The organism is Streptomyces sp. NPDC034099, from assembly GCF_055575415.1.
Window position 1 is genome coordinate 15,027 of sequence record NZ_JBVISR010000015.1, and the last position, 24,356, is coordinate 39,382.

A 24,356-nucleotide genomic window follows, 5' to 3' on the forward strand; every position below is an offset into this window, starting at 1 on the left:
CACCGGCGCACCCCTAATGGCACACGAATCCGCCGTGCTCTGCGGGCAACTACTTCGTTACCTTACCTAACTCTTGACGCTTTCTTGACGCTCGGCTTGGCAAGATCGAACGCTCGTGCGTCCCGGTACCCGACTCCGCGTCAAGGCGGCGCCGGGTCTGCGCCTACAGTTGCTCCAGCGCTCGGCGCTCAGCGCTCAGCCTCCGTACGAAGCACAGCCCGCCCCTGCCGCTCGTGTTAGGACAGCAAGGACAGCGATGCCCCCCACCACCACCGCCTCCACGGGTCACCAGTCCGGCACGTCCCGGACGTCCGGCAGGAAGAAGGGGCGCAAGGGCCGGCTGCTCGTCCTGGTGCTGGTCCTGGCCCTCATCGGCGGCCTCGCCTACGGGGCGTACTGGTCGGTCAGCACCGTCCGCGCCTCCTTCCCGCAGACCAAGGGCTCGATCACGCTGGACGGCCTGTCGGGCCCGGTCGACGTCAAGCGCGACGGGTACGGCATCCCGCAGGTCTACGCCTCCACCGAGGAGGACCTGTTCATGGCGCAGGGCTACGTCCAGGCGCAGGACCGGTTCTACGAGATGGACGTCCGCCGGCACATGACCGCGGGCCGCCTGTCGGAGATGTTCGGCAAGAGCCAGATCGACAACGACGAGTTCCTGCGCACCATGGGCTGGCACCGGGTGGCGAAGAAGGAGTACGACGAGAAGCTCTCGGACTCCACCAAGAAGTACCTCCAGGCGTACTCCAAGGGCGTCAACGCCTACCTGAAGGGCAAGGACGGCGCGGACATCTCCCTGGAGTACGCGGCCCTCGGGTTCACCAACGACTACAAGCCCCAGGAGTGGACCCCGGTCGACTCGGTGGCCTGGCTGAAGGCGATGGCCTGGGACCTGCGCGGCAACATGCAGGACGAGGTCGACCGCGCGCTGATGACCAGCCGCCTCGGGCCCAAGCAGATCGCCGACCTCTACCCGGCCTACCCGTACGACCGCAACAAGGCGATCGTCCAGGAGGGCCAGTACGACGACCTCACGCAGACGTTCGACGGCGGCGGCGCGTCGAGCGGCGGGGAGGGCGACGGCACCGGCACCGGCTCCGGCACCGGCACCGGCACCGGCACGGGTACAGGTACGGGAACCGGGTCCGGCTCCGGCTCCGGCAACGCTCTCCAGGGGCAACTGTCCGGGCTCCAGGACGTCCTGGACGACGTCCCCACCGCCGTCGGTGTGAACGGCAACGGCATCGGCTCCAACTCGTGGGTCGTCTCCGGCAAGCACACCATCACCGGCAAGCCGCTGCTGGCCAACGACCCGCACCTGTCGCCGTCCCTGCCCTCGGTCTGGTACCAGATGGGCCTGCACTGCCGCACCGTCTCCGACAAGTGCCGGTACGACGTGGCCGGCTACACCTTCGCGGGCATGCCCGGCGTGGTCATCGGCCACAACCAGGAGATCGCCTGGGGCCTGACCAACTCCGGCGCCGACGTCACCGACCTCTACCTGGAGAAGATCACCGGCGAGGGCTACCAGTACGACGGCAAGGTGGTCCCCTTCGAGACGCGCGAGGAGACCATCAAGGTCGCCGGCGGCGATCCGAAGAAGATCGTCGTCCGCGAGACCAACAACGGCCCCCTGCTCTCCGACCGCGACGACGAGCTGGTGAAGACCGGCAAGAAGGCCACCGTCGACAGCTCCGCCCCCGACCGCGGCGACGGCTACGGCGTCGCCCTGCGCTGGACGGCGCTGGACGCGGGCACCAGCATGGACGCCGTCTTCGCGATCGACCGGGCCCGGAACTGGGACGACTTCCGCGAGGCCGCCGCGCTGTTCGACGTGCCCTCGCAGAACCTGGTCTACGCCGACAGCGAGCACATCGGCTACACGCTGCCCGGCCGCATCCCGGTGCGCGCCGAGGGCCACGACGGCTCGGTCCCGGCGCCGGGCTGGAACTCCAAGTACCGCTGGACCGGCGAGTACATCGACCAGGACGAGCTGCCCTACGAGTACGACCCGGATCGCGGCTACATCGTCACCGCCAACCAGGCCGTCGTCGACGAGGACAAGTACCCGTACACGCTCACCACGGACTGGGGCTACGGCGCCCGCAGCCAGCGCATCACCTCCCTGATCGAGCAGAAGATCAAGGACGGCGGCAAGATCTCCACCGACGACATGCGTCAGATGCAGCTGGACAACAGCAGCGAGATGGCCAAGCTGCTCGTGCCCCAGCTGCTGAAGATCGACATCGCCGACAAGGACGTCCGCGAGGCGCAGAAGCTGCTGGAGGGCTGGGACTACACCCAGGACGCCGACTCGGCCGCCGCCGCCTACTTCAACGCCGTCTGGCGCAACATCCTCAAGCTCGCCTTCGGCAACAAGCTGCCCAAGGAGCTGCGGGCCGAGGGCCAGTGCCTGTGGGTCGACCCGGTCAACACCACCGGCCCGGCGGACGAGACCAACAAGGTCCGCGAGTGCGGCCAGCGCGAGGCCGGCCAGGCGCAGCCGGACGGCGGCGACCGCTGGTTCGAGGTGGTCCGCACGCTGATGGAGAAGCCCAAGAGCGACTGGTGGACGACGCCCGCCTCGGGCACCCGCAAGGGCGCCCACCACAACCGTGACGACCTGTTCAAGCGCGCCATGATCGACGCCCGCTGGGAGCTGACCGCCAAGCTCGGCAAGGACATCGACACCTGGAACTGGGGCCGGCTGCACCGCCTGTTCCTGAAGAACCAGACCCTGGGCACCGAGGGCCCCGGCTTCCTGAAGTACGCCCTCAACCGCGGCCCCTGGAAGCTCAGCGGCGGCGAGGCGGCGGTCAACGCCTCCGGCTGGAACGCGGCCGGCGGCTACGGGGTGATCTGGGTGCCGTCCATGCGGATGGTGGTCAACCTCGGCGACCTCGACAAGTCCCGCTGGATCAACCTCACAGGCGCCTCCGGACACGCCTACAGCGCCCACTACACCGACCAGACCGACAAGTGGGCGAACGGCGAACTGCTGCCGTGGTCGTTCTCGAGGAAGGCCGTCGACGAGAGCACGAGCGACACACTGGTGCTCAAGCCGTAGCCCCGCACCGGTAGCACGGGAAACGGCCTCCACGCGCGCGTGGAGGCCGTTTCCCGTCTCCGCCCGGCGGTCAGCGGAACCTGCGCACCCCCGACGGCGTCACCACCGCGTCCACCGGCCGGTCGTGCGGCTCCGCGGGGACGTGCGCGACGACCTCCCCGTCGTACAGCAGCACCAGCAGCGCGGGACGCGCGCCCGCCGCCTCCAGCCGCGCCAGCACCCGGTCGTACGAGCCGCCACCGCGCCCCAGGCGCAGGCCGCGGCCGTCCACCGCGACCCCGGGCAGCAGCACGACGTCCGCGCGCGTCACCGCGTCCGGCCCCAGACGCTCACCGGCGGGCTCGTACAGCTCCATCCGTCCGCCGTGCCGCACGCGCGCGAGGGAGTCCTCCCCGGTGTACTCGCCCCAGTCCAGGTCGTTGTCCGGCAGCAGTGCGGGCAGCAGGACGCGCACACCCCGCGCGCGCAGCGCGTCCAGGAGCGCGAGGGTGCCCGGCTCGGCGCCCACGGAGACGTACGCCGCCACCGCGCGCGCCCCCGCCACCTCCGGCAGCCCGAGCGCCCGCCGGGCCAGCGCCTGGGCGGCTTCTCGCAGGTCGTCCGGCGTCAACCTGTTCCTCGCCGCGAGGAAACCCCGCCGCAACGTCCGCTTGTCAGGTTCGTCCACAGGGCCGAGATGAGACATCGGGGACTCCCGTACCGCGCTAATGCGCTCATATGAGCGCCTATGATCCCGAGTCACAGATTCTCCCTATAGGCACCGGATATGGTGGCGCGCATGACTCAGTCCCACCCCAGGATCAGCAAGGCTGTCATCCCAGCAGCCGGTCTCGGTACCCGGTTCCTGCCGGCCACCAAGGCCACTCCCAAGGAGATGCTGCCGGTCGTCGACAAGCCGGCGATCCAGTACGTGGTCGAAGAGGCCGTGGCCGCGGGCCTCGGCGACGTCCTCATGGTCACGGGCCGCAACAAGCGCCCCCTGGAAGACCACTTCGACCGCAATTACGAACTGGAGTCCGCCCTCCAGAAGAAGGGCGACGCGGGCCGCCTGGCCAAGGTCCAGGAGTCCAGCGACCTCGCGATGATGCACTACGTCCGCCAGGGCGACCCCAAGGGCCTGGGCCACGCCGTGCTGTGCGCCGCCCCGCACGTCGGCCACGAGCCCTTCGCGGTCCTGCTCGGCGACGACCTCATCGACCCGCGCGACCCCCTGCTGCAGCGCATGATCGACGTCCAGGAGCAGTACGGTGGCAGTGTGATCGCCCTCATGGAGGTCGCGCCGGAGCAGATCCACCTCTACGGCTGCGCGGCCGTGGAGAGCACCGAGGACAGCGACGTCGTCAAGGTCGGCGGACTGGTCGAGAAGCCGGACCCGGCCGACGCCCCGTCCAACTACGCCATCATCGGCCGTTACGTCCTCGACCCGCACATCTTCGACATACTGCGCAAGACCGAGCCCGGCCGGGGCGGCGAGATCCAGCTGACCGACGCCCTCCAGCAGCTCGCCGCCGACGAGTCCGTGGGCGGCCCGGTGCACGGCGTCGTCTTCAAGGGCCGCCGCTATGACACCGGCGACCGCGGCGACTACCTGCGTGCCATTGTCAGACTCGCATGCGAACGTGAAGACCTGGGCCCGGACTTCCGGACCTGGCTTCGCAGTTACGTAGCCGAGGAGATGTAAGGACGTTGAGCAGCAGCGCACACCGTGCCACCGGCCACGACCACGCCGCCGCGGGCCCCGGCCCGGACCGGCTGTGGTCGGTGCAGGACCACCTGGACGACGTCCTCGCCACCGTCCGCCCCCTGGACCCGATCGAGCTGAACCTGCTCGACGCCCAGGGGTGCGTCCTGGTCGACGACATCACGGTGCCGCTCTCCCTGCCGCCGTTCGACAACAGCTCCATGGACGGGTACGCGGTGCGGGTCACCGACGTCGCGGGCGCCAGCGAGGAGTTCCCCGCCGTCCTGGAGGTCGTCGGGGACGTCGCCGCCGGCCAGGCCGACCTGATCACGGTGGGCCCGGGCCAGGCCGCCCGCATCATGACCGGCGCCCCGCTCCCGCCCGGCGCCGAGGCCGTCGTCCCCGTCGAGTGGACCGACGGCGGGCTCGGCGAGGGCCCCGTGGCGGGCATGCGCGCCCGCAGCCACGCCCCGGAGGGCGCCGAGGGCCACGTCCACGTGTACCGGCCGGCCGAGGCACGCGCGCACGTCCGCGCGCAGGGCAGCGACGTCCGCTCCGGCGACCGCGCCCTGGCGGCCGGCACCGTCCTCGGCCCGCCGCAGATCGGCCTGCTCGCCGCGATCGGCCGGGGCACGGTACGGGTGCGCCCGCGCCCGCGTGTGGTGGTGCTCTCCACCGGCAGCGAACTCGTCCAGCCCGACGAGCAGCTGGCGTCCGGTCAGATCTACGACTCCAACAGCTTCGCCCTCACCGCGGCCGCCCGCGACGCCGGCGCCATCGCCTACCGGGTGGGCGCGGTCGCCGACGACGCCGAGACCCTGCGGTCCACCATCGAGGACCAACTGGTGCGCGCCGACCTGATGGTCACCACCGGCGGCGTGAGCGTCGGGGCGTACGACGTGGTCAAGGAGGCGCTGGCGCACGTCGGCGACGAGGACGAGCCCGGCGGCGGCGTGGACTTCCGCAAGCTCGCCATGCAGCCCGGCAAGCCCCAGGGCTTCGGCTCCATCGGCCCCGACCACACCCCGCTGCTCGCCCTGCCCGGCAACCCGGTGTCGTCATACGTCTCCTTCGAGCTGTTCGTGCGTCCCGCGATCCGCACCCTCATGGGCCTGCCCGACGTGCACCGCCCGACGGTCACCGCGTCCCTGGCCGCGGACAAGGCACTGACCTCGCCGAAGGGCCGCCGGCAGTTCCTGCGGGGCAGCCACGCCGACGGATCGGTCACCCCGGTCGGCGGCTCCGGCTCCCACCTCGTGGCCGCCCTCGCGCACGCGAACGCGCTGATCGTCGTCCCCGAGGACACCGAGTCCGTGGAGCCCGGCGCCGAGGTCGAGGTGGTCCTGCTCGGCTGAGCGCAGCCCGATGGCGGTACCGTGTCGCGCACAGCAGGCCCACGCGCCGCACCGCGCCGGGCCAGGACCGGGAGCGCCACACAAGCATGAGTACGCAGGACCGACCGCCGAGCAGCGGACAGGACCCGCAAGGCCGGCTGACGCACATCGACGAAGCGGGCGCCGCCCGGATGGTCGACGTGTCCGGCAAGGACGTGACCGCACGCACCGCCCGCGCCACCGGACGCGTCCTCGTCGCGCCCCGCGTGGTCGAGCTGCTGCGCGGCGAGGGTGTGCCGAAGGGCGACGCGCTGGCCACCGCCAGGATCGCGGGCATCATGGGCGCCAAGCGCACCCCCGACCTGATCCCCTTGTGCCACCCGTTGTCGGTGTCCGGTGTGAAACTGGACCTGTCGGTCGCGGACGACGCCGTGGAGATCACCGCCACGGTGAGGACGACGGATCGCACGGGCGTCGAGATGGAGGCGCTCACCGCGGTCTCCGTCGCCGCGCTCACCGTGGTCGACATGGTCAAGGCCGTCGACAAGGGAGCGGTGATCACGGACGTGCGGGTGGAGCAGAAGACGGGCGGCAAGTCCGGCGACTGGACCAGGTCATGACGCTGGACGACGGCGTAGGAGGGGCCCTCCTCGGGCCGTACGCCGCCCTGGTCGTCACGGCGTCCAACCGGGCCGCCGCCGGTGTCTACGAGGACAAGGGCGGGCCGCTGATCGCCGAGGGGCTGCGCCGCTTCGGCTTCGACGTCGACGGACCCCGGGTCGTCCCCGACGGCGACCCCGTGGAGGCCGCCCTCCGCGCGGGCGCCGAAGCGGGCTACGCCGTGATCGTCACCACCGGCGGCACCGGTGTCTCGCCCACCGACCGCACCCCCGAGGCGACCCGGGCGGTGATCGACTACGAGGTGCCGGGCATCGCGGAGGCGATCCGGGCGTACGGCCGCGACAAGGTGCCGACCGCGGCGCTGTCCAGGGGACTGGCCGGAGTGGCGGACGGGACGCTGATCGTCAACCTGCCGGGCTCCTCCGGCGGGGTGAAGGACGGCCTCGCCGTGCTGGAGCCGCTGCTGAAGCACGCCGTGGACCAGCTCCGCGGCGGCGACCACCCGAGACCCGCCAGCGGTGGGGGTGCGAGCTGAACAGCCCCTCCTGGCCCGCCGAGCTGAGGGACGGCGACATCGTCCTGAGGCCGATAAGGCTGCGCGACCAGCGGAGCTGGCGCGAGGTCAACCGGCGCAACCGGGACTGGCTGCGCCCGTGGGAGGCCACCATCCCACCGCCCGGACCCGGCGGCCCGATCGCGCACCGGCCCACCTACCGGCAGATGGTGCGGCATCTGAGGTCCGAGGCCCACGCGGGCCGGATGCTGCCCTTCGTCATCGAGTACCAGGGGCGGCTGGTCGGCCAGTTGACGGTGGCCGGCATCACCTGGGGCTCGATGTGCTCCGGACACGTCGGCTACTGGGTGGACGAGGCGGTGGCCGGCCGCGGCGTGATGCCCACGGCCGTGGCGATGGCCGTGGACCACTGTTTCCGCACCGTCGGACTGCATCGCGTCGAGGTGTGTATTCGCCCCGAGAACGCGCCCAGCCGCCGGGTCGTGGAGAAACTCGGATTCCGCGAGGAGGGCCTCAGGCCGCGATATCTGCACATCGACGGAGCCTGGCGGGACCACCTCGTCTTCGCGCTCACCGCGGAAGAGGTTCCCGAAGGCATGCTGCGGCGATGGCACCGGTCACGGCACCGCGGTGCGCCGAACGCCGGGAACAGCGGCACGACCGGCGGCCCCGGCGGCACCGGCAGTCCCCGGAATTGAATAAACGTTCGAAATTGAGCGGGTCGCGACCATCCGGAAGCGGATAATTTCGCGATCCTGGTGGTCGGCTGATCGGATCAGTCACAAGAAAAGTTCGAAATATCAGCCAGATCGTGCGACACACCGGCTCAATTGGCGGATGGCCTCACGCAAACCCCTCTACCGTGTGAGGCGTGAGCAGCAGCGGCCTCATCTACGCAGTCATCGTCGGGGCCTGGGCCGCCTACTTGGTGCCGATGTGGCTCCGTAGGCAGGACGAGCTGAACGAGGCCCGTCCGACGGAGCGCTTCAGCACCGCCATCCGGCTCCTGTCCGGACGGGCGGGCATGGAGCGCCGGTACGCCAAGGACCTGCGGTCGCGCTCCGCCGACGAGGCGGGGCCCGACGCCGACGCCCCGGACGCCGTCACCGACTCGGTGGACGTCCGGGCCTTCGCCGTGTCCAGGACCCGACGCCACACCCGGCCCACCCCGCCGCGGCAGGCGGCCGAGCGGCCCGAAACGGCCCGCCCGCAGACCGGCGGACCCGAGCGCGACCCCAGACCCGGACCGTCCCCGGAACCCGGCGACTCGGCCGGCAGCGGCGCGGCACCGGCGCGGGCACGGGTGCCGCAGGCCCGGCGCGCACCCGTCTCACCGGCGGCCGCGGCACGGGCCCGGCGCAGCAAGGCGCTCGCACGCCGTCGGCGTACGACCGTGATGCTCTTCCTCGCCTTCACGCTCGGCGCGGTCGTCGCGGCGGTCGGCGGGCTCGCGTTCCTGTGGGCACCAGGAGTGCCCGCGGTGCTGCTCAGCGCCTACATCGCCCATCTGCGCGCACAGGAGCGCCGCCGCTTCGCCTTCCAGATGGACCGCCGTCAGGCCGAGGCCGCCGCACAGCGACTGCGTGACCGCGACCCCCGCCCGCGTCGGCGCGGGCCCGCCCCCGCCGCACCCGGCACCGTCGGCGACCTCGACGCCGAGGAACCGGACGAGGGGCCCGAGGCGGAGCCCGGCGCCGGGATGTCGGCGCTCGCGGCCGACCGGCGGGCGCTGGTCGAGCAGACCGACCACGCCGAGTGGGTCGACCAGCAGCGCGAACGCCGCGGGCGCCCGCAGGGCGACAGCTGGGACCCGGTCCCGGTGCCCCTGCCCACCTACGTCACCGCCCCGGTCGCCCCCCGCGCCACGCCCGACGTGGACCTCGCGGCGCCGGACGCGTGGAGCTCGGCCCGCTCCAGCGCCGTCGCCCCCGACGAGGAGGACGCCGCCCCCGCCGCCCGGGGCGCCGACCCGGACCGGGAGCGCCCGGCGGCCGCACCGGCCGAGGAGCGGCCGGAGACCCCGGGCCGCAGCGACGCCCGCCGTGCCGCGTCGGCCCGCCGGGCCAGGGAGCGGGGCCGCACGCCGCTCTTCGACCAGTACGAGGACGGCGACCGTCCCCGGGCGGCCAACGAGTAGCCGGAAGGGATTTTTGAGCAGGCCGGGCGGGGTGCTAGAGTTTCACTCGTTGCAAGGGCCTGTGGCGCAGTCCGGTAGCGCACCTCGTTCGCATCGAGGGGGCCAGGGGTTCAAATCCCCTCAGGTCCACGCACATTGACGAAGGTCCCGTCCGATCATCACGATCGGACGGGACCTTCGTCGTTCCCCGGTCCGCTTCCCGGCCCCGGCGCCTCGGCCCCGGGCTCGTCCGTCCCGTGGCGCCGAGGCCCGTCCCTCGGCTACGGGGCCTGGAGGGCCTTCGCGTAGCAGAGGCTCTCCTCGTGGAAGCGGTAGTAGCCGAACTTCGCGCACGGCTCGTAGCCGCTGGACGTGTACAGGGCCACGGCCTCCGGCTGCTTCGTGCCGGTCTCCAGCACCATCCGGGTCCGGCCCGCCGCACGGGCGTCCTCCTCCAGGGCGGCCAGGATGCGGCGGGCCAGCCCGCGCCCGCGCACCTGCTCGACCACGAACATCCGCTTGAGCTCGGCGTCCCCGTCGAGATTGCCCTCGTCGTTGGCGTCCTGACTGCGCCAGCCGCCCGAGGCGACCGGGACGTCGTTCTCGTCGTACGCGATCAGGTACTGGCCGTTCGGGGGCGCGAAGTCCGACGGGTCCAGGTGCGTGGCGTCGCCGCCGTCGCCGTAGCGGACGTCGTACTCGGCCTGGACCTCGTCGTTGAGCTTCACGGCGTCGGGGTGGTCGAAGGGGACCCGGCGTATGTTCATGCTTCCTACCGTATATCGATGCGTATCCGGAGCGGGACACCGTCCAGTGTGCCGGTATCGTGCCCTGGTGCTCACCGTGACCTCCGTGAACGTGAACGGTCTGCGCGCCGCCGCGAAGAAGGGCTTCGTGGAGTGGCTCGCCGACACCTCCGCCGACGTGCTGTGCCTCCAGGAGGTGCGGGCCGAACCCCACCAACTGCCGGAACACGTCCGTACGCCCGAGGGCTGGCACGTGACGCACGCCCCCGCCGCCGCCAAGGGCCGCGCAGGCGTCTCCCTCTACACGCGCCGTGAGCCCGACGCCGTCCGCGTCGGTTTCGGCTCGGCGGAGTTCGACACCGGTGGCCGCTACGTCGAGGCCGACCTGCCCGGTGTGACGGTCGCCTCCCTCTACCTGCCCTCCGGCGAGGTCGGCACCGAGCGCCAGGACGAGAAGGTCCGCTTCATGGACGAGTTCCTCGCCCACCTCAAGGGCCTGCGCGAGCGCGCCGCCGCCGAGGGGCGCGAGGTCGTCGTGTGCGGTGACTGGAACATCGCCCACCGCGAGGCCGACCTGAAGAACTGGCGCGCCAACAAGAAGAACTCCGGGTTCCTGCCGGAGGAGCGGGAGTGGCTGAGCCGCGTCCTCGACCCGGCCGAGGGCGGGTACGTGGACGTCGTGCGCGCACTGCACCCGGACGTCGAGGGACCGTACTCGTGGTGGTCGTACCGGGGGCGGGCTTTCGACAATGACTCGGGATGGCGCATCGACTACCACCTCTCCACCCCCGGGCTGGCCGCCAGGGCCCTCAAGGGCTACGTCGAGCGGGCCGCCACGCATGCCGAGCGCTGGTCCGACCACGCGCCGGTGACGGTGGTCTACGGCCCCTGACGGCCGGGCGGGGAGCTACTCCGACCCCTTCCGCATCCGCCGGTCCAGGGCCAGCGACAGTTCCGCCTCCACCACGCTGCGGGCCAGGGGGCGCAGGCGGTGGAGTTCCGGTTCGGGGGCGTGGCGCAGTATCAGGTCGGCGAAGAGTTCGGCGAGGGCGTCGGCGTGCTCGCGGACGCGGGCGCCGGCCTCGAGGACCTCGCCGAGCGGTATGCCCTCGCGGACCAGGGCGGAGGAGACCTCAAGCAGGCGGTGGCTGATGTGGACGAGTTCGTCGCCGTCGGTGCCGAGGTAGCCCAGCTCCATCGCGGCCGCCAGGTTCTCCGGGGTGACCTCGCCCTCGAAGCGGGCGGCGAGTTCCTCGGGGGTGAGGCGGACCGGGGTCTCCTCGGTGGGCTCGCCGAGGCCGAGCAGGTCGCCGACGTCGCGGCCGTGGTCGAAGGCGTCGGCCAGTTCCGCGATGCCGTTCAGGGTGTGGCCGCGGTCCAGCAGGGCGCCGATGGTGCGCAGCCGGGCCAGGTGGTGGTCGTCGTACCAGGCGATGCGGCCCTCGCGGCGGGGCGGCGGGATCAGTTTGCGTTCGCGGTAGAAGCGCAGGGTGCGCACCGTGATGCCGGCCAGCCGGGCCAGCTCCTCCACGCGGTATTCACGCTTGTCGGTCACGTCCACGACCTTATGGCGTACCGCCGGTAACTTTCCTGCGCCCGACCCCTACCCATGAGTACGGACCTGCTCTACGCTCCCATTGCGCCAGTGTTCACTGGCACGGTTCCAGGTTCCAGACGGTCCAGGCAAGCGTGGAGGCTCCGGGATGGCCGAGCACGAGCAGGTTCACGAACACGTACGGGTGGCGGTGATCGGGTCCGGCTTCGGCGGTCTCGGGGCCGCCGTGCGGCTGCGGCGCGAAGGGATCACCGACTTCGTCGTACTGGAGCGGTCCGGCAGCGTCGGCGGCACCTGGCGGGACAACAGCTACCCCGGCTGCGCCTGCGACGTGCCGTCCCACCTGTACTCCTTCTCCTTCGCGCCCAACCCCGAGTGGCCGCGCACCTTCTCCGGGCAGGAGCACATCCGCGCCTACCTGGAGCACGTCACCGACACCTTCGGGCTGCGCCCCCACCTCCGCTTCGACTCGGAGGTGAAGCGGATGGCGTGGGACACCGAGCAGTTGCACTGGGAGATCGAGACCGCGCGCGGCACGCTCACCGCCGACGTCGTGGTCTCCGCGACCGGGCCGCTGTCCGACCCCAAGGTCCCGGAAATCCCGGGGCTCGACTCCTTCCCCGGCAAGGTCTTCCACTCCGCCCGCTGGGACCACGACTACGACCTCGCCGGCAAGCGCGTCGCCATGATCGGCACCGGCGCCTCCGCCATCCAGATCGTGCCGTCCATCCAGCCGAAGGTGGGCCGGCTCACCCTCTTCCAGCGCACCCCGGCCTGGGTGATGCCCCGCATGGACCGGGCCATCAGCGGCGCCGAACGGGCCCTGCACCGGGCACTGCCCGTCACCACCAAGCTCCGCCGCGGGCTGCTGTGGGGCATCCGGGAGCTCCAGGTGCAGGCGTTCACCAAGCACCCCGACGAGCTGGGCTTCGTCGAGCAGATCGCCAAGCGCAACATGGGCGCCGCCATCAAGGACCCGGCCCTGCGCGCCAAGCTCACCCCCGACTACCGCATCGGCTGCAAGCGGATCCTGCTGTCGAGCACGTACTACCCGGCGCTCGCCAAGCCCAACGTCGACGTGGTCGCGAGCGGGCTCAGCGAGGTGTGCGGGTCGACGCTGGTCGCCGCCGACGGCACCGAGGCCGAGGCGGACGCGATCATCTTCGGCACCGGCTTCCACGTCACCGACATGCCCATCGCCGAGCGGGTCGTGGGCGCGGACGGGCGGACGCTGGCCGAGACCTGGAAGGGGGGCATGGAGGCGCTGCGCGGTGGCACGGCGGCCGGCTTCCCCAACTTCATGACGGTCATCGGGCCCAACACCGGCCTCGGGAACTCGTCCATGATCCTGATGATCGAGTCCCAGCTGAACTACCTGGCGGACTACCTGCGCCAGTTGAACATCCTCGGCGGCCGCACCGCGCTCGACCCGCGCCCCGCCGCCGTGCGCAACTGGAACCACCGGGTGCAGGAGCGCATGAAGCGCACGGTGTGGAACACCGGCGGCTGCACCAGCTGGTACCTGGACGCGAGCGGCCGCAACACCACCGTCTGGCCCGGCACGACCGCCGAGTTCCGGCGGGAGACACGGCGCGTGGACCTCGCGGAGTACCAGGTGCTGCGCCCGGCCCCCGCGAAGGCCGCCGCAGAGCCCACGGCGAAGGCCGCCGACGCGGACGCCGAGGTGAGCGCGTGAGCCGCCTGCCGCACGTCGCCGACGGGCCGTACGCCCCGCCCGTGCCCGCCCGCGAGCTGACCGTCACCGCCGCCGACGGCGCCCGCGTCCATGTCGAGATGCACGGCCCCGAGGACGCCCCCGCAGTCGTCCTCGCGCACGGCTGGTGCTGCTCCACCGCCTTCTGGGCGGCGCAGATCCGCGAACTGGCCGTCGACCACCGCGTCATCGCCTACGACCAGCGCGGCCACGGACGCAGCCCGGCCAACCCGGCGTACGGCACCGAACCGCTCGCCGACGACCTCGAAGCCGTCCTCACGGCCACCCTCGCGCCGGGCGAGCGGGCCGTGATCGCCGGGCACTCCATGGGCGGGATGACGCTGATGGCCGCGGCGACCCGCCCCGCGGTGCGCGAGCACGCGGCGGCCGTCCTGCTGTGCAGCACGGGCAGCGCACGGCTGGTGGCGTCCGCCACCGTGCTGCCGATGCGGGCGGGCTGGGTACGCACCTGGCTGACCCGGCGGATCCTCGGCTCCCGGGCGCCGCTCGGGCCGGTCACACCGCTGGCCCGCCGGATCCTCAAGTACGGGACGATGGGCCCCGCTTCCCTTCCGCACATGGTCGACGCCTGCGCCCGGATCGTGCACGCCTGCCCGAGCCGGGTGCGGCACGGCTGGTCCCAGGTGCTCGACCTGCTCGACCTCGACCACGGCGTACGGGAGTTGCGGATGCCGGTGGAGATCGTGGTCGGTACGGCGGACCGGCTGACGCCGCCCGTGCTGTCCCGCGCGCTGGCCGCCGCGCTGCCCGACTGCGTGGGCCTCACCGAACTCCCGGGGCTCGGCCACATGACGCCGGTGGAGGCCCCGGAGCTGGTCAGCGGGAAGATACGGGCCCTCGCGGCCACCCACATACCGAGCGCACGCGGTGAGCGTGCCGAAGACGCCGTACACGCCGAGGAGAGCGCATGAGCAGGGTGAGCCTGGAAGGGCGGGTCGCCGTCGTCACCGGAGCGGCGCGGGGCGTCGGGGAGTTGATGGCCCGCAAGCTGTCCGCGCGCGGGGTGAAGGTCGCGCTGGTCGGCCTGGAGCCGGACGAACTCAAGCAGGTGTCCGCCCGGTTGCACAGCGACAGCGACCACTGGCACGCCGACGTCACCGACCACGAGGCGATGGCCCGGGTGGCGGCGGAGGTGAAGGATCGTTTCGGGAAGGTCGACATCGTCGTCGCCAACGCGGGTGTGGCCACCGGCGGTCCCTTCGTCGACTCCGACCCGGAGTCCTGGCGGCGGGTGATCGAGGTCAACCTGATCGGCTCGGCCGTCACCGCCCGCGCCTTCCTGCCCGCCCTGCTGGAGAGCCGCGGCTACCTGCTCCAGATCGCCTCGCTGGCCGCCCTCACCCCCGCCCCGATGATGAGCGCCTACTGCGCCTCCAAGTCCGGCGTCGAGGCGTACGCGCACAGCCTGCGCGGCGAGGTCGGGCACCGGGGCGTGAAGGTCGGCGTCGGCTACCTGTCCTGGACCGACACCGACATGGTGCGCGGGGCGGACCAGGACGACGTCATGCGGGAGTTGCGGCAGCGGCTGCCCTGGCCGTCGAACAAGACCTATCCGCTGGGCCCGGCGGTCGACCGGCTGGTGGAGGGAGTCGAGCGCCGTTCCGCGCACGTCTACGGGCAGTGGTGGCTGCGCGGCATGCAGGGCGTGCGCGGCTACCTGCCGGCCGTCATCGGCACCGTCGGGCAGCGCGAGATGCGGCGCTTCGGCGACCGGCTGAACGGCAGGCGGATCGGCCTGGTCGGCGCCGGTGGAGCGGCCGACGAACGGCGTCCCACCAGCGCGACTACGGTGCGTAAGTGATCGACATGCGCACGGTCACGGCTCGTGTGAATCTGATCGAGCGCCCGGCCGAACCGGTCGGGCCCGATCACCACAGGAGTGAACCCACATGGGTATGAAGGACCAGTTCCAGGACAAGGCCGAGCGCATGCAGCAGCAGGGCAAGCAGCGTGCCGAGCAGGCGCGGGACCAGTTCCAGAACCGCGACCGCCGCAGCGACGAGGACGAGATGGACCCGGCTTCCCCGGCCTCGCGCCGCCGCGAGTCGGAGCACCAGAACCCGTCCTCGCGCCGCCGCGACGAGGACGAGCGGCTGCAGGACAGCTTCGACGCCTGACGCGCCGCCGCTGAAGTGAGAGGGCGCCCCCCGGTGGTCACCGGTGGGCGCCCTTTCCCGTGCCACCGTCCCCGTGCCACCAGAGGTGTTTACCAGGATTCCCGCTCCCGCGGCGGCAGCGGCGGACGCGAGCGGTCCGGTACGGCGTCATAACCGGGCGGCGTGGCAGGCGGGTTGGTCTCCAGCAGCTCCAACGCAAGGCGCACCGCCTCGTCGAGGACCGGGTAGCGGCCCTCGGCCCAGTCCAGGGGGGAGCGCAGCGCCTCGACGTCGGGGGCGACGCCGTAGTTCTCCACGGACCAGCCGTAGGCGTCGAACCAGGCCGCGTTCATCGGCACCGTGATCACCGAGCCGTCGCCGAGCCGGTGCCGGCCGGTCATGCCGACCACGCCGCCCCAGGTGCGCTGCCCGACCACCGGGCCGAGCCGCAGCAGCTTGAACGCGGCCGTGATCATGTCGCCGTCGGAGGACGTCGCCTCGTCGGCGACCGCGACGACCGGGCCGCGCGGCGCGTTGGAGGTGTACGACACCGGCTGGGCGTCCCGCGTCAGGTCCCAGCCCAGGATGGTCCGGGTCAGTTTCTCGATGACCAGCTCGCTGATGTGCCCGCCCGCGTTGCCGCGCACGTCCACGATGAGTGCGGGCCGGGACACCTCCATGCGCAGGTCGCGGTTGAACTGCGCCCAGCCGGAGCCGCCCATGTCGGGGATGTGCAGGTAGCCGCACCGGCCCCCGCTCAACTCCCGCACCACCTCCCGGCGTTTGGCCACCCAGTCCTGGTAGCGCAGGGGGCGTTCGTCGACGAGCGGTACGACGGCGACCCGGCGGGAGGGGCCCCGGCAGCCCTCGGCGGGGGAGAAGGTCAGCTCCACCGTCGTACCGCCCGCGCCCGCCAGCAGCGGGGAGGGGCCCTGGACCGGATCGACCGGGCGGCCGTCGACATGGGTCAGGACGGCACCGTCGCGGATGCCCGTGCCGGCCAGCGGGGAGCGGGCCCTGGAGTCGGAGGAGTCGCCCGGCAGGATGCGCCTGGCCACCCACCGTCCGTCCCGGCAGACGAAGTTGGCGCCGAGCAGGCCCTGCCAGCGCTGGTAGTGCGCCGGTCCCTCGTTGCGCCGGGCGGCGACGACGTAGGCGTGCGAGGTGCCCAGCTCGCCGAGCACCTCGCGCAGCAGGTCGGCGAACTCGTCGGGGGAGGCGACGCGTTCGAGCAGCGGGCGGTACTGGTCGAGGACCGCGTCCCAGTCGATGCCGCACATGCCGGGGTCCCAGAAATGGGCGCGGATCAGGCGGCCCGCCTCGTCGTACGCCTGGCGCCACTCGGCGGGCGGGTCGACCTCGTGCAGGATGCGGCGCAGGTCGATCCAGGTGGTCGAGTCGCCGTCGCCCACCTCGGTCGCCGGTACGGCGCGCAGGTCGCCCTCGTCGAGCACGACCAGGCGGCTGCCGTCGCCGCTGACCCGGAACCAGTCGAGGTGGTCGACCAGTTCGGACTTCTTCGCCTTGGCCAGGTTGAAGTGCTCCAGCGTGGGCCGCTCGCTCGGGTCGGCCGGGTTGGCGAAGGTCTCGCCGAGCGCGCCCGAGATCGGCCAGCGCAGCCAGACCAGGCCGCCGCCCGCGACCGGCTCCAGCGCCGAGTACTTGGAGGCGGTGACCGGGAACGGCGTCACCCGGTTCTCCAGCCCCTCGACCTCGACGGTCACCGCACCGCCCTCGCCGGGCTCGTCCTCCAGCGGGTCGAGGCCCCCGGCCGCGGGGCGGCCCTCGGGGTTGAGGGCGAAGGGGGAGGGGGTCGCCGAGGACAGCGGCACCAGGTAGGGGCGGCAGCCCAGCGGGAAGGACAGGTCGCCGGTGTGCACGTCGTACACCGGGTCGAAGCCGCGCCAGGACAGGAAGGCGAGGTAGCGGCCGTCCCGGGTGAACACCGGGTTCTCGTCCTCGAAGCGGCCGTTGGTGACGTCGACGACGAGGGTGCCCTCCGGGCCGTCGATCCGGGCCATCTTGATCTGCCGCAGGGTGCGTCCGATGCCCGGGTGCGACCAGGTGAGCCAGGCCCCGTCGGGCGAGAAGGCGAGGTCGCGCACGGGGCCGTTGACGGAGCGGATCAACTCGGTGACCTGGCCTCCGGCGGTTGCGGGGGTGCCGGTGGCGCCCGGCGTCGCAGTGTCGCCCGTGGCGGGGCTTGCGGCGGCCGGTCCGGAGCCGGGGCGGGCGCCGTCGCGCGGGGCGCCCGCGCCGGGGACGTCGGGCGTGGGGGCGCCAGCCGCGGGGCCGCTTGCGGTCGGTTCGCTGTCCGCGGGGCTGACTGCCGTTGGCTCGCTGTCCGCCGGGCCGCTTGCCGTCGGCTCGCCTCGGGCGGGGTCGCCTCCGGCGGAGTCGCCTGCCGCCGTGCTGTTGACCGTCGTGCCGCCGGACGTCGGCTTGCATTCCGAGGGGTCGCTTGCGGTCGGTTCGCTGTCCGCGGGGCCGCTTGTCGTTGGCTCGCTGTCCGCCGGGCCGCTTGCCGTCGGCTCGCCTCCGGTGGGGCCGCCTCCCCCCGCGCCCGTGGCCGTTCCGGCCGCCGTCCCCGGCGCGTTGTCCTCCGCCGCGTACCCGGCGTCCCCCGCGTCCAGCGTCAGCGCCACCTCCGTGTCCGGTTCCGTGACGTCGAGGATCAGCAGCCGTCCGTCGTGCGAGGCGACGGCGAGCCGGTCGCCCGCCGGGTCCGAGACCAGCTCCAGGACCCGGCCGAGGCGCCCGGAGGCCAGCCGCCGGGTCGCGCGGCCGCCGGTCGCCCGGGGCAGGTAGGAGACCTCGACGGCGTCCTCGCCCTCCGCGTCCGTCACGTACGCGATCCGTCCGCTCTCCCCGAGCATCTCCGGCAGCCGCACCCGTACCCCCGGGGTGTCCGCGATGGTGCGGGCCGGGCCGTCGCGGTGGGTGAGCCAGTACAGGCTGCCGCGTACGACGACGGCGCTCGCGCGGCCCGTCTCGTCGACGGAGACGCCGCCCACGTGCTGCGCGGCGGGCACCTGGTACGTACGCCGTCCCGCGCGCGGCCCGCTCAGCCGCACGTCGAGCCGGCGCGGCGCCGAGCCGGGCGCGAGGTCGTCCACGATCCACAGGTCGCCCGCGCACTGGTACACCACCCGGGTGCCGTCGCTGGAGGCGTTGCGGGCGTAGAACGCGTCGTGGTCGGTGTGGCGGCGCAGGCCGGTGCCGTCGTGGGCGCAGGAGTAGAGGTTGCCGACGCCCTCGTGGTCGGAGAGGAAGGCGATCCGGCCGCCGACGAACATGGGGGCGGCGAGGTGTCCGCCGAGGTAGGGCAGGAGCCGCTCGCCGTGCAGCCAGAGCCGGCCCGTGGCACCGCCCCGGTAGCGCTTCCAGGCGGCGGGCTCGTGCGGCGGGGTGCCGGTCAGGAGAAGCGTCCTGCGCTCGCCGTCCAGGTCGGCGGCCTGGATGTCGGTGACCGGGCCCCAGGGCAGCTTGCGGCCGGGGTCGCCGTCGGGGGTGACCTTGTAGGCCCAGGTGAGGTGGGAGAAGGGCTCGCCGTGCGAGGCGACGGCGAGGACGGCGGTGCTGCCGTCGGGATCGGGGGGCGACCAGCCGCAGACCCGGGTGTCGAAGCCGCCCCAGTGGGTGAGCTGCCGTCCGGGGCCGCCGTCCACCGGCACCAGGTGGACCTCCGGCACCAGACTGCGCCAGCTGGTGTACGCGATGTGGCGGCCGTCGGGCGAGAAGCGCGGGGGACCGGCCTTGGTGCGGTCGACGGTGAGCCGCCAGGCCCGCCCCGGACCGTCGAGGGACGCGAGCCAGAGGTCGTCCTCGGCCACGAAGCACAGCTGGTCGCCACTGAGGTGCGGAAGGCGCAGATAACTCACCCACCCCATGCTTTTCCGGGCGCCGGGTACCGGCAACTTATGCGGTGCCGACAACCGTGACCCACACCACGAACGAAACCGTTTCGTTTCGCTAGGTGGTGGGGTACATTCGTCATGTACGAAACGGTGTCGTTCCGGTCGAGTGGACCGGCCGACCGGAACGGAGAGGAGTGAGCGAGATGACGGAGACCGCCACCGCGCGCCGCAGCCGGATCACTCCCGAGCGCGAGGCCGAGCTGTACGAGGCCGTGCTCGACCTGCTCCGCGAAGTCGGTTACGACGCCCTCACCATGGACGCCGTGGCCGCGCGCACCCGGTCCAGCAAGGCGACGCTCTACCGCCAGTGGGGCGGCAAGCCGGAGCTGGTCGTCAAGGCCATGCGGCACAACAAGCCGGGCAAGATCGGCGACGTCGACACCGGCTCGCTCCGCGGCGACCTGCACGCCCTCATGGTGCGTGAGGACGACTGCACCATGGAGCAGAACTCCGCGCTGATGCGGGGTGTCGCCATGGCGCTGCACCAGAACCCGGACCTTCGCCAGGCGTTCCGGGAACAGCTCATCGAACCGGAGATGGCCGAGTTCCAGCGTGTGCTGCAACGCGCCGTCGACCGCGGTGAGATCAGAGCGGACTGCCCGGCGCTGGACTTCCTCGTGCACATGATGGTCGGTGGTTTCGCCACCCGCACGCTGCTGGACGACCAGCCGCCGACCCGGGCGTTCCTCGCCTCCTACGTCGACGCCGTGATCCTCCCCGCCCTCGGCGTCTCCACCCACTGACACGTCCCTGCCCCCGTGACACCTGAGCCCCACCTGACGTAACCGCTCACGTCGTCGGGCTGATCACCCCTGCCCTGAAGACCCACGACCTGACCGGGAGTACGCCCTCGTGGCCACGTTCCTCTACAAACTCGGCCGGCTCGCCTTCCGCCGACGACACTTCGTCGCCCTGATCTGGGTGGCTCTGCTGACGCTCGCCGGCGTCGGCGCGGCCAGCGCCCCGCCCGCCGGCAACTCCTCCTTCTCCATCCCGGGAACGGAGGCCCAGAAGGCCTTCGACCTGCTGGAACAGCGCTTCCCCGGCCAGAGTGCCGACGGGGCGACCGCACGCGTCGTCTTCAAGGCACCGTCCGGCGAGAAGATGACGGACGCCGACAACAAGGCGGCCGTCCACAAGACCGTCGACGAACTGGCGGACGGCTCCGAGGTCGCCTCGGTCGCCGACCCCTACCAGGGCAACGCCGTCAGCAAGGACGGCACGGTCGCCTACGCCTCGGTGAAGTACGACGTCTCCGGCATGGAGCTGGAGGAGTCCACCAAGGACGCGCTGGAGGACGCCGCCCAGCAGGCGCGCGACGCCGGGCTGACCGTCGAGATCGGCGGTGACGCGCTCCAGGCCGTTCCGGAGACCGGCGCCACCGAGGTCATCGGCATCGCGGTCGCCGCCGTCGTCCTGGTCATCACCTTCGGCTCCCTGGTCGCGGCCGGGCTGCCCCTGCTCACCGCCCTGATCGGCGTGGGCATCGGCGTCTCCTCGATCACCGCGCTGGCGAGCGCGCTCGAACTGGGCTCCACCACCTCCATCCTGGCGATGATGATCGGTCTCGCGGTCGGCATCGACTACGCCCTGTTCATCGTCTCCCGCTACCGCGCCGAACTCGCCGAGGGACGCGAACGCGAGGAGGCCGCCGGACGGGCGGTCGGCACCGCGGGCTCGGCGGTCGTCTTCGCCGGCCTCACCGTCGTCATCGCCCTGGTGGGCCTCGCGGTGGTCAACATCCCGATGCTCACCAAGATGGGCATCGCGGCGGCCGGCACCGTCGCCATCGCGGTCCTGATCGCCCTGACGATGATCCCCGCGCTGCTCGGCTACGCCGGGCGCCGGGTCAAGCCGGCCGGCGCGAAGAGCAAGCTGTTCGGCCGCTCCCGCAAGGGCGAGCCGAAGCCGGACCAGCCGGACGGCCGGCCCAAGGCCAACCTGGGCACCCGCTGGGCGAGCTTCGTCGTCCGCCGTCCGCTCGCCGTCCTCCTCCTGGGCGTCATCGGCCTCGGCGCCGCCGCGATCCCCGCGACCTCCCTGGAGCTGGGTCTGCCCGACGACGGCTCCCAGCCGACGTCCACCACCCAGCGCCGCGCCTACGACCTGCTGTCGGAGGGCTTCGGCCCCGGCTTCAACGGCCCCCTGATGGTCGTCGTGGACGCCAAGGGCAGCGACGCCCCGAAGGACGCCTTCACCGACGTCGAGACGCGGATCAAGGACCTCGACGGCGTCGTGGCGGTGACCCCGCCCGCCCCCAACAAGGGCGGCGACACCGCGACGATCACCGTGATCCCGGACTCCAAGCCGTCCTCCGTGCAGACCGAGGACCTGGTGCACGCCATCCGTGACGCGGGCGGCGACATCGAGGCGAAGACCGGCGCCGAGACCCTGGTCACCGGTTCGACGGCGATGAACATCGACGTCAGCCAGAAGCTCAACGACGCGCTGGTGCCGTACCTGGTCCTGGTCGTCGGCCTGGCCTTCCTCCTCCTCATCGTGGTCTTCCGCTCGATCCTGGTCCCGCTGAAGGCGGCCCTCGGCTTCCTGCTCTCCGTCATGGCGGCGCTCGGCGCGGTCGTCGCGGTCTTCCAGTGGGGCTGGCTGTCCGGCCTGATGGGCGTCGAGGAGACCGGACCGGTCATGTCGATGATGCCGATCTTCATGGTCGGCGTGGTCTTCGGCCTGGCCATGGACTACGAGGTCTTCCTGGTCACCCGCATGCGGGAGGCCTACGTCCACGGCGAGAAGCCGCACCAGGCCGTCGTCACCGGCTTCAAGCACGGCGCACGGGTCGTCACCGCCGCCGCGGTGATCATGATGGCGGTCTTCGCGGGCTTCATCGGCTCCAGCGAGTCGATGGTGAAGATGATCGGCTTCGGTCTCGCGATCGCCGTCTTCTTCGACGCGTTCGTCGTCCGCATGGCCATCGTCCCGGCGGTCCTCGCCCTGCTCGGCAAGAAGGCATGGTGGCTGCCGAAGTGGCTGGACCGCGCGCTGCCCAACGTGGACGTCGAGGGCGAGGGCCTGCGCACGGCCGACGAGCGGCGCTCCGACCCCGACGAGGACCGGGAGCTGGTGCGCACCTGACCAGCCGCCGCGGCCTCTGACAGGAGGACGGCACAGACCAGCCGGTGAGGGTTCCGTGGGGACGGGGCTGCCCTCACCGGCTTCCTCCGTTCCGGGGCCCCTCGGCCCGCCTCGCGCGGCCCCGTAACCCGGTCGCCTGTCGGCTACACGTACCGCTACGGTGCGGTCCATGACGACGACCGACGACGCCTCCGACTCCGCCGCCCACCCGCGCTTCGCCGCCGCCCTGCGCGAACTGGGCCTCGGCGACCTGGCCGGACGGGCCCGGCGCTTCCCGGAGGCCACCCGCACCGCCACCGAGGCCGCCGCCGCCATCGGGTGCGAGCTGAGCCAGATCTGCAAGTCGCTCATCTTCGCCGCGGACGGCGTACCCGTACTCGTCCTCATGGACGGCGCCTCCCGCGTCGACCTGGACCGGGTCCGCGAGGAACTCGGTGCCCAGAAGGTCACCCGGGCCAAGGCCGACGTCGTACGGGAGACGACCGGGTACGCGATCGGCGGGGTGCCGCCCTTCGGGCACCGGACCAGGGCCCGGGTGCTCGCCGACCGGTCGCTGCTCGCCCACGACGTCGTCTGGGCCGCCGCCGGCACGCCGTACGCCGTCTTCCCGATGGAGCCCAAGGACCTCGTCGCCACCGCCGGCGCCGCCCTCGTGGACGTGCGCGAGCGCTCCGCGTGACCCCGCTGGTCACCGCCGCGGTCCTGCTCGCGGCGGTCACCCACGCCAGCTGGAACGCCATCGCCCACCGGATCACCGACAAGCTGACCGGGTTCGCGCTGATCTCCGGCGGCGGGATGCTCATCGGGCTCGCGCTGCTGCCGTTCACGGCGTTCCCGGCGGCCGGGGCGTGGCCGTACCTGCTGGTCTCCGCCGCCGTCCACATCGCGTACTACGCCCTGCTGATGCGGTCCTTCCGGCTGGGCGACTTCGGCCAGGCCTACCCGATCGCCCGCGGCAGCGCGCCGCTGCTGGTCACCGTCCTCGCCGCCGCCTTCGCCCACGAGGTGCCGGACGGCTGGGCGGCCGGGGGCATCCTGGTCTCCTGCGCCGGACTGACCGGCGTCGCCCTGTGGGGACTGCGCGGACGCCGGCCCGACTGGTCGGCCATCGGCGCCGCCCTGGCGACCGGCGTGACCATCGCGGCGTACACGGTCGTCGACGGCCTCGGCGTACGCGCCTCCGGGTCCTCCCTCGGCTACATCGCCTGGCTGATGGCGGTGCAGGGCACGGTCCTGCCCGCGTACTTCCTCCACCGGCACCGCGCAGGGGCCTGGGCGCTGCTGCGGCCGCAGGCCGGTCTCGGCCTGGTCGGCGCGGCCCTGTCCGTCACCGCCTACGCCCTGGTCCTGTGGGCGCAGACCCGCGCCGACCTCGCGCCCATCGCCGCCCTGCGCGAGTCGTCCATCCTGGTCGGTGCCGCGATAGGGGCCCTGTTCTTCAAGGAGCGGTTCGGCGCGCCCCGGATCGCGGCGGCGGGCCTCCTGGTCGTCGGGATCGGGCTGATGCTGCGCACGGGATAGCCGCAGTGGTGCGCCCCGCCGCGGACAGGCGCACCCTGGAAGAAGGTGTTCCGGAGGTGATCGCCATGATGCACACCACAGTGGGATGGCATGTCGAGCTGGAGTTCGTGGAGGACGACCAGCACACGCGGGCGGTCGCGATGGTGCGGCTCCCCGACGGCACCGAGGTCCGCGCGCACGGCCACGCCAGCCGTCACCGGGTCGACGCCCAGCAGCCACGCGTCGGTGAGGAGGTCGCGGGCGCACGGGCGTTGAACGAGCTGGCGATGCGGCTGCTCACCAAGGCCCACGACGAGATCGACACGGCGTCCGGGCGGACCTCGCACCCGATCCACGTCTGAACCGGACCGGGGGCTGTCTCCA

Annotated in this window: 21 protein-coding genes and 1 tRNA gene; 18 read left to right on the top strand and 4 right to left on the bottom strand. The window is 72.4% G+C overall.

Annotation, left to right across the window (positions count from 1 at the left end; translation table 11 throughout):
* Positions 1-256 precede the first annotated feature (256 nt).
* Complete coding sequence (locus ACZ56V_RS32670) at positions 257-3,067, top strand: penicillin acylase family protein (protein ID WP_468947273.1); 2,811 nt, start codon at positions 257-259, stop codon at positions 3,065-3,067.
* A gap of 70 nt (positions 3,068-3,137) precedes the next feature.
* Here ACZ56V_RS32670 and ACZ56V_RS32675 read toward each other — a convergent pair whose 3' ends face one another.
* Positions 3,138-3,752 carry a 5-formyltetrahydrofolate cyclo-ligase gene (locus ACZ56V_RS32675; RefSeq protein ID WP_398915545.1) on the bottom strand — a complete coding sequence of 205 codons (615 nt, stop codon included), beginning with the start codon at positions 3,750-3,752 and terminating at the stop codon, positions 3,138-3,140.
* A 93-nt stretch (positions 3,753-3,845) separates the two neighbouring features.
* Between ACZ56V_RS32675 and galU the strand changes: the two genes are divergently transcribed.
* The 7 genes from galU (at position 3,846) to ACZ56V_RS32710 (ending at position 9,483) form a co-directional block, all read left to right on the top strand.
* A complete protein-coding gene (galU, locus tag ACZ56V_RS32680; protein ID WP_398915547.1) occupies positions 3,846-4,748 on the top strand; it encodes a UTP--glucose-1-phosphate uridylyltransferase GalU in 903 nt (300 codons plus the stop codon).
* 5 nt (positions 4,749-4,753) lie between these two features.
* Positions 4,754-6,103, top strand: a complete 1,350-nt coding sequence (gene glp / locus ACZ56V_RS32685; protein ID WP_468947276.1) for a molybdotransferase-like divisome protein Glp — start codon at positions 4,754-4,756, stop codon at positions 6,101-6,103.
* Positions 6,104-6,189: 86 nt separating this feature from the next.
* Positions 6,190-6,702 (top strand): cyclic pyranopterin monophosphate synthase MoaC, encoded by a 513-nt coding sequence (gene moaC / locus ACZ56V_RS32690; protein WP_398915550.1) that lies wholly within the window; start codon positions 6,190-6,192, stop codon positions 6,700-6,702.
* Positions 6,699-7,238, top strand: a complete 540-nt coding sequence (locus ACZ56V_RS32695; protein ID WP_398915552.1) for a molybdenum cofactor biosynthesis protein B — start codon at positions 6,699-6,701, stop codon at positions 7,236-7,238. The genes moaC and ACZ56V_RS32695 overlap by 4 nt, the downstream gene beginning before the upstream one ends.
* Positions 7,235-7,915 carry a GNAT family N-acetyltransferase gene (locus ACZ56V_RS32700; protein ID WP_398915806.1) on the top strand — a complete coding sequence of 227 codons (681 nt, stop codon included), beginning with the start codon at positions 7,235-7,237 and terminating at the stop codon, positions 7,913-7,915. The genes ACZ56V_RS32695 and ACZ56V_RS32700 overlap by 4 nt, the downstream gene beginning before the upstream one ends.
* Positions 7,916-8,088: 173 nt before the next feature.
* The gene (gene sepX / locus ACZ56V_RS32705; protein WP_468947278.1) at positions 8,089-9,354 is read left to right on the top strand and encodes a divisome protein SepX/GlpR; all 1,266 of its coding nucleotides are present in this window, start codon (positions 8,089-8,091) and stop codon (positions 9,352-9,354) included.
* Positions 9,355-9,409: 55 nt separating this feature from the next.
* Positions 9,410-9,483: transfer RNA gene (locus tag ACZ56V_RS32710), tRNA-Ala, on the top strand.
* Between the two features lie 131 nt (positions 9,484-9,614).
* On the opposite strand, the gene ACZ56V_RS32715 is transcribed toward ACZ56V_RS32710, so the two are convergent.
* Complete coding sequence (locus ACZ56V_RS32715; protein WP_356359284.1) at positions 9,615-10,100, bottom strand: GNAT family N-acetyltransferase; 486 nt, start codon at positions 10,098-10,100, stop codon at positions 9,615-9,617.
* Positions 10,101-10,167: 67 nt separating this feature from the next.
* Between ACZ56V_RS32715 and ACZ56V_RS32720 the strand changes: the two genes are divergently transcribed.
* The gene (locus ACZ56V_RS32720) at positions 10,168-10,971 is read left to right on the top strand and encodes an exodeoxyribonuclease III (RefSeq protein ID WP_356359282.1); all 804 of its coding nucleotides are present in this window, start codon (positions 10,168-10,170) and stop codon (positions 10,969-10,971) included.
* 15 nt (positions 10,972-10,986) lie between these two features.
* Here the strand turns inward: ACZ56V_RS32720 and ACZ56V_RS32725 are convergent, their stop codons facing one another.
* Positions 10,987-11,634: a MerR family transcriptional regulator gene (locus ACZ56V_RS32725; protein WP_398915556.1), complete on the bottom strand. Its 648-nt coding sequence runs from the start codon at positions 11,632-11,634 to the stop codon at positions 10,987-10,989.
* A gap of 148 nt (positions 11,635-11,782) precedes the next feature.
* Between ACZ56V_RS32725 and ACZ56V_RS32730 the strand changes: the two genes are divergently transcribed.
* From ACZ56V_RS32730 to ACZ56V_RS32745, 4 genes are all read left to right on the top strand, one after another.
* A complete protein-coding gene (locus ACZ56V_RS32730; RefSeq protein WP_468947281.1) occupies positions 11,783-13,330 on the top strand; it encodes a flavin-containing monooxygenase in 1,548 nt (515 codons plus the stop codon).
* Positions 13,327-14,280, top strand: a complete 954-nt coding sequence (locus ACZ56V_RS32735; RefSeq protein ID WP_468947282.1) for an alpha/beta fold hydrolase — start codon at positions 13,327-13,329, stop codon at positions 14,278-14,280. Before ACZ56V_RS32730 ends, ACZ56V_RS32735 begins: the two co-directional genes overlap by 4 nt.
* Complete coding sequence (locus tag ACZ56V_RS32740; RefSeq protein ID WP_356359276.1) at positions 14,277-15,170, top strand: SDR family oxidoreductase; 894 nt, start codon at positions 14,277-14,279, stop codon at positions 15,168-15,170. The genes ACZ56V_RS32735 and ACZ56V_RS32740 overlap by 4 nt, the downstream gene beginning before the upstream one ends.
* 88 nt (positions 15,171-15,258) lie before the next feature.
* Complete coding sequence (locus ACZ56V_RS32745) at positions 15,259-15,486, top strand: hypothetical protein (RefSeq protein WP_356359274.1); 228 nt, start codon at positions 15,259-15,261, stop codon at positions 15,484-15,486.
* Between the two features lie 89 nt (positions 15,487-15,575).
* On the opposite strand, the gene ACZ56V_RS32750 is transcribed toward ACZ56V_RS32745, so the two are convergent.
* Positions 15,576-19,355 (bottom strand): S41 family peptidase, encoded by a 3,780-nt coding sequence (locus ACZ56V_RS32750; RefSeq protein WP_468947285.1) that lies wholly within the window; start codon positions 19,353-19,355, stop codon positions 15,576-15,578.
* A 170-nt stretch (positions 19,356-19,525) separates the two neighbouring features.
* On the opposite strand from ACZ56V_RS32750, the gene ACZ56V_RS32755 reads away from it, so the two are divergent.
* The 5 genes from ACZ56V_RS32755 (at position 19,526) to ACZ56V_RS32775 (ending at position 24,334) form a co-directional block, all read left to right on the top strand.
* Complete coding sequence (locus ACZ56V_RS32755; RefSeq protein WP_052839282.1) at positions 19,526-20,125, top strand: TetR/AcrR family transcriptional regulator; 600 nt, start codon at positions 19,526-19,528, stop codon at positions 20,123-20,125.
* A 109-nt stretch (positions 20,126-20,234) separates the two neighbouring features.
* Positions 20,235-22,472: an MMPL family transporter gene (locus ACZ56V_RS32760; RefSeq protein ID WP_398915565.1), complete on the top strand. Its 2,238-nt coding sequence runs from the start codon at positions 20,235-20,237 to the stop codon at positions 22,470-22,472.
* 169 nt (positions 22,473-22,641) lie between these two features.
* Complete coding sequence (locus tag ACZ56V_RS32765; protein ID WP_468947288.1) at positions 22,642-23,151, top strand: YbaK/EbsC family protein; 510 nt, start codon at positions 22,642-22,644, stop codon at positions 23,149-23,151.
* Positions 23,148-23,993: an EamA family transporter gene (locus ACZ56V_RS32770; RefSeq protein ID WP_398915570.1), complete on the top strand. Its 846-nt coding sequence runs from the start codon at positions 23,148-23,150 to the stop codon at positions 23,991-23,993. Before ACZ56V_RS32765 ends, ACZ56V_RS32770 begins: the two co-directional genes overlap by 4 nt.
* A 65-nt stretch (positions 23,994-24,058) precedes the next feature.
* Positions 24,059-24,334 (top strand): DUF1876 domain-containing protein, encoded by a 276-nt coding sequence (locus tag ACZ56V_RS32775; protein ID WP_398915572.1) that lies wholly within the window; start codon positions 24,059-24,061, stop codon positions 24,332-24,334.
* The last annotated feature ends 22 nt before the right edge of the window (positions 24,335-24,356 follow it).